Consider the following 13153-nt stretch of genomic DNA (forward strand, 5'->3'; position numbering starts at 1 on the left):
GGGATCGCAGCTTGAGGGCATGATGGGAAGTGAATTCACCGGCGATCAGAAGCGCTATCTGCAGGGCTTCGCCTCGGGCCTGACCGCAGCGCGTGCGGCGCGCGGCACCCTGCCCGCCGGCGGCAGCGCCAAGCCGAGCGGCCCGGACGCGATTCACCTCGAAGCGCAGGATCGCGTGGTCGCCGCCGGCAAGAAGCTCAGCGAGCAGGAGAAGTGGAAGCGCGACGAACATCCGTTCGACGCCTATGCGCGGCTGAAGCAGCAGGCCAAGGCCAACGCGGCGCCGAAGCCGGCGGATAATTTCCGCTGGCGTTACTACGGCCTGTTCTACGTCGCGCCGGCGCAGACCTCCTACATGTGCCGCCTGCGCATTCCCAACGGCGTGCTGAGTTCGTGGCAGATGGCCGGCCTCGCCGATATCGCTGATAATTACGCGGGCGGCTATTCGCACGTCACCACGCGCGCCAATCTGCAGATGCGCGAGATCGAGCCGAAGAACGCCGTCAAGCTGATCGAGGGCATCGAAAGCCTCGGCCTGTGGTCGCGCGGCTCGGGCGCCGACAACATCCGCAACGTCACCGGCTCGGCGACCGCCGGCATCGATCCGCAGGAGCTGCTCGACACCCGGGCTTACGCGCGCGAATGGCACTTCCACATTCTCAACGAACGCACGTTGTTCGGCCTGCCGCGCAAGTTCAACGTGGCGTTCGACGGCGGCGGACTGATCCCGACTCTGGAAGACACAAACGACATCGCTTTCCAGGCAGTGCAGATCGGCGATGGCCACGGCGCCGCGCCCGGCGTGTGGTTTCGCCTCGCGCTCGGCGGCATCACCGGCCACAAGGATTTTGCCCGCGACACCGGCGTGATGGTGCCGCCGGACGAAGCCACCGAAGTTGCCGACGCGATCATCCGCGTGTTTATCGAACACGGCGACCGCACCGACCGCAACAAGTCGCGGCTGAAATACGTGCTCGATGCGTTCGGCTTCGACAAGTTTTTGGGACTCGTCGAGGAGCGGCTCGGCCGAAAGCTGCTGCGCGTACCGGCCGAAGCCGCGCAGCCGCGGCCGGCGCAGGATCGCAGCGCTCATATCGGCGTACACAAGCAGAAGCAGGACGGACTGAACTGGATCGGCCTGCGGCTGCCGCTCGGCAAGCTGACCAGCGCGCAGATGCGCGGCCTTGCTGAGATCGCGCGCAGCTTTGGTGACGGCGATATCCGCCTCACCGTGTGGCAGAACCTGCTCGTCTCCGGCGTTGCCGATGCGCGGGTGGTCGAGGCGACCGCTGCCATCCTGGCGCTGGGCCTCGCGATCGATGCCAGCCCGCTTCGCGCCGGACTGATCGCCTGCACCGGCGCCACCGGCTGCCGCTTCGGCGCGGCGCAGACCAAGGAGACCGCCGAGGCCATCGCGCAGTGGTGCGAGCCGCGCGTGACGCTCGACACGCCGATCAACATCCACGTCACCGGCTGCCACAACACCTGCGCCCAGCACTACATCGGCGACATCGGCCTGATCGGCGCCCGCGTCGCAATCTCGGACGAAGACAGCGTCAACGGCTTTCACATCCACGTCGGCGGCGCGTTCGGCGAGCGCGCCGCAATCGGCACCGAGGTGCTGCGTGACGTCAAGCAGGAGGATGCGCCGCGCGTGATCGAGCACATGCTGAGCGTGTACCTGGCGCAGCGGCACTCTTCCGCCGAAAGCTTCCTCGACTTCACCCGCCGCCACGACGCGGCGGCGCTGAAGCAGATGTTTGCCCGAGAGCCGGAGACCACGGCATGAGCCAGAATATGCCGCCGCCGATCCCGATGCTGATCCCGGAGACCGCGCCGTTCTCCGAGGAGCAACGCGCCTGGCTCAACGGCTTCTTCGCTGGGCTGGTGTCGCTCGATGGCGCCGGCGTTACTGCGCTTTCGCCCGATCAGGCCGCGTCGCTGCTCGCCGGAGGCCCGGCACCAGGCACGGCCGCGGAGGACGACGACGGCGGCGCGCCGTGGCACGACCAGACGCTGCCGATCGGCGAGCGCATGCAGCTCGCCGAAGGCAAGCCGCTGCGTTGGAAGCTGATGGCCGCGATGGCCCAGCAGGACTGCGGCCAATGCGGCTACGACTGCCGCAACTACTCGGCGGCGATCTTCGAGGGCAAGGAAACGCGGCTGAACCTGTGCGCGCCCGGCGGCAAGGACACTGCCCGCATGGTCAAGTCGCTGGCCGAGCAGATCGGCAGCGCGCCGAAGCCGGACAGCTCGCCGGCCGTCGCCGATGCGGCGCCCGCGGTGCCATCGACGCTGCCGCCGCGCGGCACCTCGCGCGATAACCCCGCGACCGCGACAGTGCTATCGCGGCGCCGGCTCAACAAGGGCGCGTCCGAAAAGGAGACCTGGCACATCGAGTTCGAGCTCGAAGATTGCCTCGCCTACGAGGTCGGCGACTCTTTCGGGCTGTTTCCGCTGAATGATCCGGCGCTGGTCGATCAGGTGATCAAGGCGCTCGGCGCGCCGGCCGATTTTCCGATCGGCGGCCGCACGTTGCGCGAGGTGCTGATCGACAGCGTATCGCTGTCGCCGGCGCCCGACATGCTGTTCCAGCTGATCAGCTACATCACCGGCGGCGACAAGAGAAAAACCGCACGCGCTTTGGCAAATGGCGAAGACCCGCACGGCGATGCCGCGACGCTCGACGTGCTGGCGGCGCTGGAGAAGTTTCCCGGCATACGGCCCGATCCCGAAGCCTTCGTCGAGGCGCTCGATCCGCTGCAGCCGCGGCTGTATTCGATCTCGTCGTCGCCGAAGACCATCCCCGGCCGGTTGTCGCTCACCGTCGATTGCGTGCGCTACGTCATTGGCAAGCGCCAGCGCCTCGGCGTCTGTTCGACCGGCCTCGCCGAGCGCGTCGCTCCCGGCGACACGGTCCGCGTCTATGTGCAGAAGGCGCACAACTTCGCCCTGCCCGCCGATGCCAATCAGCCGATCATCATGGTCGGCCCCGGCACCGGCGTCGCGCCGTTCCGGGCCTTCTTGCACGAGCGGCAGGCCGTGCAGGCGCCCGGCAAGAACTGGCTGTTCTTCGGCCATCAGCGCTCGGCCTGCGATTTCTTCTACGACGACGAACTCAATGCGATGAAGCGCTCGGGTCTGCTGACACGCCTGTCGCTGGCGTGGTCGCGCGACGGCAGCGAGAAGATCTACGTGCAGGACCGCATGCGCGAAGTCGGCCGCGATCTGTGGAGCTGGATCACCGAGGGCGCCAACATCTATGTGTGCGGCGACGCAAAGCGCATGGCCAAGGATGTCGAGCTGGCGCTGGTCGATATCGTCGCCCAGCACGGTGCACGCACGCAGGCCGAAGCCATTGCCTTCGTCTCCGACCTGAAGAAGCACGGCCGCTATCAGCAGGACGTCTACTGATGAACGCGTCGGCGCAGCATCCCCCCGCAGTCCGCACCACCTGTGCCTATTGCGGCGTCGGCTGCGGCGTCCTCGCCAAACCCGACGGCCTCGGCGGCGCGGCGATCAGTGGCGATCCGGAGCATCCGGCGAATTTCGGCCGGCTGTGCTCGAAAGGCTCGGCGCTCGGCGAAACGCTGGCGCTCGACACGCGGCTGCTGCATCCAATGGTGCGTGGCGATGATGGCACGATGGCGCGGGCGTCGTGGGACGACGCGCTGACGCGGGTGGCGGACGGCTTCGCCGATATCATCGCCAAGCATGGTCCGGACTCGGTGGCGTTCTATCTGTCCGGGCAACTCCTCACCGAAGACTACTACGTCGCCAACAAGCTGATGAAAGGCTTCATCGGTTCGGCCAACGTGGACACTAATTCGCGGCTGTGCATGGCCTCATCGGTCGCCGGCCATCGCCGCGCCTTCGGCAGCGACACCGTGCCGGGCAGCTATGCCGATCTCGACGAGGCCGATCTCATCGTACTGGTCGGCTCCAACGCGGCGTGGTGTCATCCGGTTCTGTATCAGCGCATGCTGGCCAACAAGCGGGCGCGGGGCGCCCGTATCGTGGTGATCGATCCGCGCCGCACCGCGAGCGTCGAGGACGACGATCTGCATCTGCCGGTGGCGCCCGGCATGGACACCGCGCTGTTTAGCGGGCTGCTGGTGCATCTTGCCGAAACGGGCGCGCTGGATCGCAACTATCTCGATGCGCATACGACCGGCTTCGTCGAGGCGTTGCTACGGGCGCGAGAGATCGCCCCGAGCGTGGCAGCGACGGCGGCGGCCACAGGCGTGAGCGAGGCTAACGTTGCCCGCTTCTTCGATCTGTTCCGCGCCACTGACAAGGTCGTCACCTGCTATTCGCAAGGCGTCAATCAGTCGGCGCAAGGCACCGATAAAGTCAATGCGATCATCAACTGCCACCTTGCCACCGGCCGCATCGGCAGGCCCGGCATGGGGCCGTTCTCACTCACCGGCCAGCCCAACGCGATGGGCGGACGCGAGGTCGGCGGCCTCGCCAACCAGCTCGCCGCCCACATGGGCTTTGATCCGGAGTCGATCGATCGCGTCGGCCGTTTCTGGCGCGCGTCGAACATGGCGCAGCGCGAGGGCCTCAAGGCGGTGCAGTTGTTCGACGCCATTGCGCGCGGCGAGATCAAGGCGCTGTGGGTGATGGCGACCAATCCGGCGGTTTCGCTGCCGCGCGCCGACTATGTCCGCGATGCCCTTCGCAAGCTCGACCTGCTGGTGATCTCGGAAAACGTAATCAGCAACGACACCGTCGCGGCCGGCGCGCATGTGCTGATGCCGGCGGCGGCGTGGGGCGAGAAGGACGGCACCGTCACCAACTCCGAGCGCCGCATCTCCAGGCAGCGCGCGTTCCTGCCGCTGCCGGGCGAAGCCAAGCCCGACTGGTGGATCGTCAGCCAGGTGGCGCAGCGGTTGGGTTTTGGCAACGCCTTCACGTATCAGTCGGCCGCCGACATCTTCCGCGAGCACGCGGCACTGTCGGCATTCGAGAACAACGGCAGCCGCGACTTCGACATCGGCGCTCTGGCGCAGCTCAGCGAGCAGGCCTTCAACGCGCTCGATCCGGTGCAATGGCCGGCGCCCGCCGGCCAGCCGCTCGCCGACTCGCGGTTCTTTGCGCGAGGCAATTACTACACGCCGGATCGCAAGGCGCGGCTGATCGCGCCGGAGCCGCCGGCGCCACGCGCTGCGCCGACGGGACGCTATCCGCTGGTGCTGAACACCGGCCGCATCCGCGACCAGTGGCACACCATGACGCGCAGCGGCCTCAGCCCGCGGCTCGGCGCGCATCTGCCGGAGCCGTTCGTCGAAGTCAGCCCGCACGATGCGGCGCTCTACGGCGTGCGCGACAGTGGCTTCGCGCGCGTGTCGACGAGCTACGGCGCCTGTGTGCTGCGCGTCCGCGTCAGCGCCGGGCAGCGCGACGGCTCGGTGTTCGCGCCGATTCACTGGAGCGGCGACACCGCCGGCATGGCGCGCGTCGGCGCGCTGGTGACGCCGGTCACCGATCCGTTTTCCGGCCAGCCGGAAGCCAAGGCGACGCCGGCGGCGATCGCGAGCGTTACGTTTGCGAGCTGCGGCTTCGTGCTGGCACGGGACAGGCTGGCGCTGCCGGACGACACCTGGTGGGCGCGCGTAAGCTTGCGCGGCGGCCATGGCGTGCTGCTCGCCAGCGACGCGCCGCTGGCGCAGTGGCGCGACTGGGCGAGCGCACAGATCGGCGACGGCGTCGAAGTCGCCGAATATCTCGACGAGCCGCATGGCGTGCTGCGGCTCGCGGCCTTCGATGAGGGGCGACTGGTGTTTTGCCTGTTCATCGGCCCGACCGCGACCGCGCCGAGCTGGGATGCCGTCAAGGCGCTGTTCGAGACCGACGCGGTCGAGCCGCGCGACCGCCGCGCCGTGTTGTCGGGACGCTCGACCGCCGGCCTCGCCGATTGCGGCCCCACCGTCTGCGCCTGCTTCGGCGTCGGCCTCAGCACCATCCGCGACGCGATCGAAAGCGGCGCGGCCACCAGCGTCGAAGCCATCGGCACGGCGCTCCGCGCCGGGACGAATTGCGGCTCGTGCCTGCCGGAGCTGCGCAAGATCGTGGCGGGGGCGAAGGTACCGGAAACAGTGTAGCGGACTAACAACTCGTGCCGGCTTGCTCCCTCGCCCCGCTCTTGCGGGGAGAGGGGTGGGGTGAGGGGCGACACGGGCGCTGAGCGAGTTCGCGTGGGCACGGCGCTCCGCGCCTTTGCCCACCCTACAAGCTGTTGCCCACCCTACAAGCTACAGGCTTATCGTTCGTCATTCCGGGGCGCGAGCGTAGCTCGCGAACCCGGAATCCCGAATTGTAGCTAAGAGAGATTCCGGGTTCGCTCACTTCGTGAGCGCCCCGGAATGACAACCGGGAGACTTCTAACTACACCGACGCCGTCGTCACGCCGCCGTCGATGACGATGGTCTGGCCGGTCATGAAGGTCGAGGCATCCGAGCCGAGATACGCGACGGCGCCGGCGATTTCGTGGGGTTCGCCGATGCGGCGCAGCGGGGTGCCGGCGGTGCGGCGCTTCAGCAGCGCTTCGTCTTCCCACAGCGCGCGGGCGAAGTCGGTCTTGACCAGGCCCGGCGCGATGGCGTTGACGCGAACGCCCTTGGGGCCCCATTCGCCGGCGAGGCTGCGGCACAGCGCGAAGTCGGCCGCTTTGGAAATGCCGTAGGCGCCGATCACGGTCGAACCGCGCAGGCCACCGATCGACGAGATGATCACCACCGAGCCGGAGCCGCGCTCGGCCATCTGCGGAATCGCCTTGGCGCAGAGCCAGATGTTGCTCTTGACGTTCGACGCCATGATCTTGTCGAAGGCTTCGTCGGTGATGTCGAGCAGCGGACCGTAATACGGATTCACCGCCGCATTGCAGACCAGGATGTCGACCTTGCCGTATTTGGCATTGGTGCCGTCGATCAGCGCCTCGACCTCGGCCTTGCGCGAGATGTTGCAGGCGATGACGTGGGCGTCGCCGCCGTCCTTGCGGATGCCCTCCGCGACTTCCTCGCACGCATCGGCCTTGCGGCTCGACACCACCACCTTGGCGCCGAGCTTGGCGAGCAGCTCCGCCGACGCCCGCCCGATGCCGCGCGACGAACCGGTGACGACGGCCACCTTGCCGGTGAGATCGAACGGGTTGGCGGTCATGGCGGGGCTCCTAGAAGTTTCTTGGAGTCATTCCGGGGCGCGAGCGCAGCTCGCGAACCCGGAATCTCGATGGTATGGCGAAGAGAGATTCCGGGTTCGCTCACTTCGTGAGCGCCCCGGAATGACTCGTGGAGGCAGACGATCAGATCAACCCGCCGCTATTGCTGACTTGCGTCAGGTGATAATCCGTGTCGCCGAAGGTCTGCTCGATCATGGTCAGCCGCTTGAAGTAGTGGCCGATCTTGGCTTCCATGGTCATGCCGATGCCGCCGTGAAGCTGGATCGACTGCTGGCCGACGAACTTGCCGGACTTGCCGATCTGCACCTTGGCGGCCGCGACCGCGTTGGCGCGCTCCTTGGCGTCGTCGAACTCGGCCGCCATGGTGGCGAACATCGCCATCGATCTCGCCTGCTCAGTGGCGACGAACATGTCGGCGGCGCGATGCTGCAGCACCTGGAAGCTGCCGATCGGCACGCCGAACTGCTTGCGGGTCTTGATGTACTCGACCGTGGTGGTGAGCGATTCATCCATCGCGCCGACCGCCTCGGCGCACAGCGCCGTGCGGGCATCGTCGACGACCGCTTCGATCAGCGGTAGGCCGTTGGCCGCATCGCCGATCGCCGCATCGGCGCCGACTTCGACGCCGGTGAAGGTGATATCGGCCGCGTGCAGGCCGTCCTGTGTCGGATAGCCCTTCCTGGTGACGCCCTTGGCGTTCGCCGGCACCAGGAACACGCCGACGCCATTGCGATCGCGCTGGCCGCCTGCGGTACGCGCGGTGACCACCAGCGTGTCGGCAGCCTCGCCGTTCAGCACCACGAACTTCTCGCCGTCGATGACCCAGCCGTCGCCCTTCTTCTTGGCGGTGGTGGAGACGTCGCCGAGATCCCAACGCGAGTTCTTCTCGAGCTGCGCGAACGCGAAGGTCTTGCTGCCGTCGATGATGCCGGGCAGATGCGCGGCCTTCTGCTCGGCCGAGCCGGCGCGGCGCAGAAAGCCGCCGGCGATCACCACCGTCGGCAGATACGGCTCGAGCACCAGCGAATGGCCGAGCGCTTCCATCACGATCATGGTCTCGACCGCACCGGCACCGAAGCCGCCGTCTTCCTCGGCGAACGGCAGACCGAGCAGGCCCTGCTCGGCGAACTTGGCCCACATCGAACGGCTCCAGCCGCCGTTCTCCTTGGCGTACTTCTTGCGGCTGTCGAAATCGTAAGAGCCCTTGAGCAGGCCCTCGACGCTCTCCTTGAGAAGCCGCTGCTCCTCCGACAAATCAAAATCCATGGTGATGCTTCCTCGAATTCAGGAACTGATCTCGCGCCAACGCGCATGTTCGTCATTCCGGGATGCGCCCCTTGGGGCGCAGGCCCGGAATCCATACTCCCGGCAGGGGTTATGGATTCCGGGTTCGCTCACTTCGTGAGCGCCCCGGAATGACAGCGGTGGGGCCTTACAGCCCGAGCACCGCCTTGGTGATGATGTTGCGCTGGATCTCGTTGGAGCCGCCGTAGATCGAGACCTTGCGGTTGTTGAAGTAGCTCGGGGCGATCTGCGCGGTCCAATCCATCGTCTCGTTGGAGCCGTCGTCGCCGTGCACGTCGTAGGGCGCCGCGAACGGGCCGATGACTTCCATCAGAAGCTCGGTGGTCGCCTGCTGGATCTCGGAGCCCTTGATCTTCAGCACCGACGACGCCGGGTTCGGCTTGCCCTTGCCGTGCTTGCCTTCATCGGCGACCACACGGAGCTGAGTGAGTTCGAGCGCCTTGAGGTCGATCTCGACCGCGGCCAGCCGTTCGCGGAACTTCGGATCCTCGATCACCGGCTTGCCGCCGGACTCGACCTTGGCGGCCAGATCCTTGATACGGCGGATGCGCTCCTTCGACATGCCGACGCGGGCGATGCCGGTGCGCTCGTTGCCGAGCAGGAACTTGGCGTAGTCCCAGCCCTTGTTCTCCTCACCGACAAGATTCTCGATCGGCACCTCGACGTCGTCGAAGAATACTTCGTTGACCTCGTGGCCGCCGTCGATGGTCTGGATCGGACGCACCGTGATTCCCTTCGACTTCATGTCGACGAGAATGAAGGAGATGCCCGACTGCTTCTTGGCGCTGGGATCGGTGCGGCACAGGCAGAAGATCCAGTCGGCGTATTGCGCCAGCGTGGTCCAGGTCTTCTGGCCGTTGATGATCCACTTGTCGCCCTTGCGCTCGGCCTTGGTCTTCAGCGACGCGAGGTCGGAACCCGAGCCGGGCTCGGAGAAGCCCTGGCACCACCAATCCTCGACGCTGGCGATGCGCGGCAGGAAGCGCTTCTTCTGCTCCTCGCTGCCGAACGTGTAGATCACCGGGCCGACCATCGAGACGCCGAAGGCGAGCGGCTGCGGCGCCGGCGCCGCCTGCAGCTCTTCGTTGAAGATGTAGTGCTGCACGCTGCTCCAGCCGGTGCCGCCGTATTCGACCGGCCAATGCGTCACGCCCCAGCCCTTCTTGTGGAGGATGCGATACCACTCCACCATCTCGTCCTTGCTGGGATGACGGCCCTCGACGAGCTTCTGCTTGGTCTTCGCCGGCACGTGGTCCTTGAAGAAGGCCCGCACCTCGTCGCGGAACGCGATCTCTTCCTTGCTGAAATTCAGATCCATCGGATCCTCCTTGTGAAACGAATGCCTCCCGCCTCGTCATTCCGGGATGCGCCCTCTAGGGCGCAGGCCCGGAATCCATACTCCCGGCGGTGGTTATGGATTCCGGGCTCGCGCTACGCGCGCCCCGGAATGACGTTGTTAGTTTGGTTACTGCACGATCTCGAACAGACCCGCCGAGCCCATGCCGCCGCCGACGCACATCGTCACGACCGCGTACTTGGCCTTGCGGCGGCGGCCTTCGATCAGCGCGTGGCCGGCGAGGCGCGCGCCCGACATGCCGTAGGGATGGCCGACCGAGATCGCGCCGCCGTTGACGTTGAGCTTCTCTGGATCGATGCCGAGCTTGTCGCGGCAGTACAGCACCTGCACCGCGAAGGCTTCGTTGAGCTCCCAGACGCCGATATCGTCGACGGTGAGGCCGTGGCGCTTCAACAGGCGCGGCACCGCGAACACCGGGCCGATGCCCATCTCGTCCGGCTCGCAGCCGTGCGAGACCATGCCGCGGAAGATGCCGAGCGGCTTGAGGCCCTTCGCGGCCGCGGTCTTGTCGCTCATGATCACCGTGGCGGAAGCGCCGTCGGAGAGCTGGCTGGCATTGCCGGCGGTGATGGTGAAGCCCTCGCCGCGCACGGCCTTCAGGCCGGCGAGGCCTTCGGCGGACGTATCGGGCCGCGGGCCTTCGTCCTGCGACAGCGTGATGTCCTTGAACGACACAGCGCCGGTGGCCTTGTCGACGACGCCCATCTTGGTCGAGATCGGCGCGATCTCGTCCTTGAACTTGCCGCCCTGCTGCGCGGCGGCGGTGCGGCGCTGGCTCTCCAGCGAGTACTCGTCCTGGCGCTCGCGCGAGATGTTGTAGCGCTTGGCCACGGTCTCGGCGGTGTCGAGCATCGCCATGTAGACGTCGCCCTTGATCGCCTCGAGCGCCGGATCGACGGCGTGGAAGGTGTTCATCTTGTCGTTCTGCACCAGGCTGATCGACTCGCCGCCGCCGCCGACCGCGATCTCGACGCCGTCGAAGATCACCGAACGCGCCGCCAGCGCCATCGCCTGCAGGCCCGAGGCGCACTGACGATCGATGGTGGTGCCGGCGGTGGTCACCGGCAGGCCGGCGCGGAGCAGCGCCTTGCGGGCAATGTTGCCGCCGGTGGCGCCCTGCTGCAGCGCCGCGCCCATCACCACGTCCTCGACCTCCTTGGGGTCGATGCCGGCGCGCTTCACCGCGTGCTCGATGGCGTGGCCGAGCAGGGTCGCGCCCTCTGTGGCGTTGAGGGCGCCGCGATAGGCCTTGCCGATCGGCGTGCGCGCGGTGGAAACGATGACGGCCTCGGTCATGAATGACTCCTGGTTGTTAGGATGCGTGAACGGTTTGAGTTTCGGCTGGGGTCAGCTGATTGCGGAGTTCGTGGCGGGACAATTTGCCCACCGTGGTACGCGGCAGTTCGTCGAGGAATTCCACCGCCGTCGGCAGCTCGTGCTTGCCGAGCTTGCCGGTGAGGAAGGTCCGCAGGTCCTCGATGCTGAACGGCTGTGCGCCGGTCCGCAGCTTGACGAACGCTTTGGCGGCCTCGCCGCGATAGCTGTCCGGCACGCCGATGACGATGACTTCCTGTACCGCCGGATGTTCGTAGATCGCCTGCTCGATCATCTGCGGATAGACGTTGAAGCCGCCGGAGATGATCATGTCCTTCTTGCGATCGACCAGGTAAAAGTAACCGTCCTGGTCCATATAGCCGATGTCGCCGGTGAGAAACCAATCGCCGACGAAGCTGTGCGCCGACTCCTCGGGCCGATTCCAATAACCCTTGGTGACGTTGGGGCCGCGGACGCGGATCTCGCCGACTTCGCCGGGCTTCAGGACTTTCGAAGTATCTTCCAGCGAAACGACGTCGAGTTCGATGCCCGGCAGCATCAGGCCGATCGAGCCCGGTTTGTCCGGCCCTTCCGGCGGATGGCCGGTGCCCGGCGAACAGGTTTCGGTCATGCCCCAGCCGCTCTTGAGCGACAGACCGGTCTTGCGCTCGAACAACCGCGCGACTTCGACCGGCAGCGGCGCGCCGCCGGAGCCGGCGGTGACGAGCGACGACAGATCGCGGCTCTCCAGCGACGGATCGTTGGCGAGTGCGATCCACATCGTCGGCACGCCGGGGAAGGACGTCGCGCGCTTCTCTTCGATGTCGCGGAAGATCGACGCGACGTCGAAGCGCTGATGCAGCGAGATCAGATCACCCTGGCGCAGCGTGCGTAGCAGGATCACGGTGAGCGCGTAGATGTGGAACAGCGGCAGCACGCAGATGACGCGCTCGATCACGCCGTCGCGCCGGTTCGGCGCCCACCAGATGCTGAAGATGGCTTCGGCCGCGGTGAGATTGCCGTGGGTCAGCATCGCGCCTTTAGGCAGACCGGTGGTGCCGCCGGTGTATTGCAGCAGCGCGATGTCGTCCGGCGCGATCGCCGGCCACGCCGCAGGCTTCGGCGCATCCTTGACAAAGTCGGCGTAAGTGATCACCCGCGGATCGTTCGGCAGCGGCGCCAGCGGCGTCGCGGAGGCGCCCCAGGTCGCATCGGCGCAAATGATCAGCCGATCGAGCAGACCCTTGGCGAGAAACTTCTCGGCCATCGGCAGCAGCGCGGCGGAATCGGTGGTGATCAGCACCCGCGCGCCGGAATCGCTGAGCTTGTGCGACAGCGCGCGCTCACCGTCGAGCGGCGACAGATGCACGACACGGGCACCGGCCTTGAGCACGCCGAAGAAGTTGATGGGATGATCGGGCGTATTGCCGAGAAACAGCGCGACCGACGAGCCCTTGCCGTAGCCGGCGGCGAGCAGCGCCGCGGCGGCGGTCTCGGCCAGCGCTTCGAGCTTGGTGTAAGTGATCTGGCGATCGCGGAATTCCAGCGCCGGCCGCGCGCCGTAGTTTTGCGCCGCCTGCGCCAGTAACCCGGGCAACGTGCCGCGCGGGATCTCGACATCCCAGCGGATGCCGGGCGGATAGTACTGCTCACCGGGTTTGGTCATGCATAACCATTGCAGAATGAACTAACGACTGTTTCGAAGCGAGGAAGCGGACCTCCCCTCCCCCTTGCGGGGAGGGGTCGGGGGTGGGGATCCCCAGGCACTGTGCCCGCGTCGCCCTCGCCCCGGCCCTCTCCCGCAAGCGGGAGAGGGAGCGGGAGAACTATCCACTCGTCATTCCGGGGCGCAAGCGAAGCTTGCGAACCCGGAATCTCGCGCCGACAACTTCTGGATTCCGGGTTCGCGCTATGCGCGCCCCGGAATGACGAACGCGAGGGGAGCGCCCGAAGGCGGGTCCCGAATGCGGAGGAGATCACGCCGCCGCCTTGTG

General features: G+C 66.8%; 8 protein-coding genes. 3 read left to right on the forward strand and 5 right to left on the reverse strand.

The window, feature by feature from the left end; translation table 11 throughout:
* Window positions 1-22 precede the first annotated feature (22 nt).
* Genes I5M_RS11560 through I5M_RS11570 form a run of 3 tightly spaced genes read left to right on the forward strand, consistent with a single transcriptional unit; the run spans window position 23 to window position 6107 of the window.
* Window positions 23-1789, forward strand: coding sequence for a NirA family protein (locus I5M_RS11560; RefSeq protein ID WP_031336105.1), 1767 nt, complete (start codon window positions 23-25; stop codon window positions 1787-1789).
* Window positions 1786-3414, forward strand: a complete 1629-nt coding sequence (locus tag I5M_RS11565) for a sulfite reductase subunit alpha (protein WP_022721551.1) — start codon at window positions 1786-1788, stop codon at window positions 3412-3414. The genes I5M_RS11560 and I5M_RS11565 overlap by 4 nt, the downstream gene beginning before the upstream one ends.
* A complete protein-coding gene (locus I5M_RS11570; RefSeq protein ID WP_022721552.1) occupies window positions 3414-6107 on the forward strand; it encodes a nitrate reductase in 2694 nt (897 codons plus the stop codon). Before I5M_RS11565 ends, I5M_RS11570 begins: the two co-directional genes overlap by 1 nt.
* A gap of 283 nt (window positions 6108-6390) precedes the next feature.
* Here I5M_RS11570 and I5M_RS11575 read toward each other — a convergent pair whose 3' ends face one another.
* From I5M_RS11575 to pimA, 5 genes are all read right to left on the reverse strand, one after another.
* Window positions 6391-7164, reverse strand: a complete 774-nt coding sequence (locus tag I5M_RS11575) for an SDR family NAD(P)-dependent oxidoreductase (protein ID WP_022721553.1) — start codon at window positions 7162-7164, stop codon at window positions 6391-6393.
* A 142-nt stretch (window positions 7165-7306) separates the two neighbouring features.
* Complete coding sequence (gene pimD / locus I5M_RS11580; RefSeq protein ID WP_022721554.1) at window positions 7307-8449, reverse strand: pimeloyl-CoA dehydrogenase small subunit; 1143 nt, start codon at window positions 8447-8449, stop codon at window positions 7307-7309.
* Window positions 8450-8615: 166 nt separating this feature from the next.
* Complete coding sequence (gene pimC, locus I5M_RS11585; protein WP_022721555.1) at window positions 8616-9806, reverse strand: pimeloyl-CoA dehydrogenase large subunit; 1191 nt, start codon at window positions 9804-9806, stop codon at window positions 8616-8618.
* A 147-nt stretch (window positions 9807-9953) separates the two neighbouring features.
* A complete protein-coding gene (locus I5M_RS11590) occupies window positions 9954-11141 on the reverse strand; it encodes an acetyl-CoA C-acyltransferase (protein WP_022721556.1) in 1188 nt (395 codons plus the stop codon).
* Between the two features lie 16 nt (window positions 11142-11157).
* Window positions 11158-12825 (reverse strand): dicarboxylate--CoA ligase PimA, encoded by a 1668-nt coding sequence (pimA, locus tag I5M_RS11595; RefSeq protein WP_022721557.1) that lies wholly within the window; start codon window positions 12823-12825, stop codon window positions 11158-11160.
* Window positions 12826-13153: the final 328 nt, after the last annotated feature.

The sequence above is a fragment of the Rhodopseudomonas sp. B29 genome (assembly GCF_000333455.1).
Lineage (GTDB): Bacteria > Pseudomonadota > Alphaproteobacteria > Rhizobiales > Xanthobacteraceae > Rhodopseudomonas.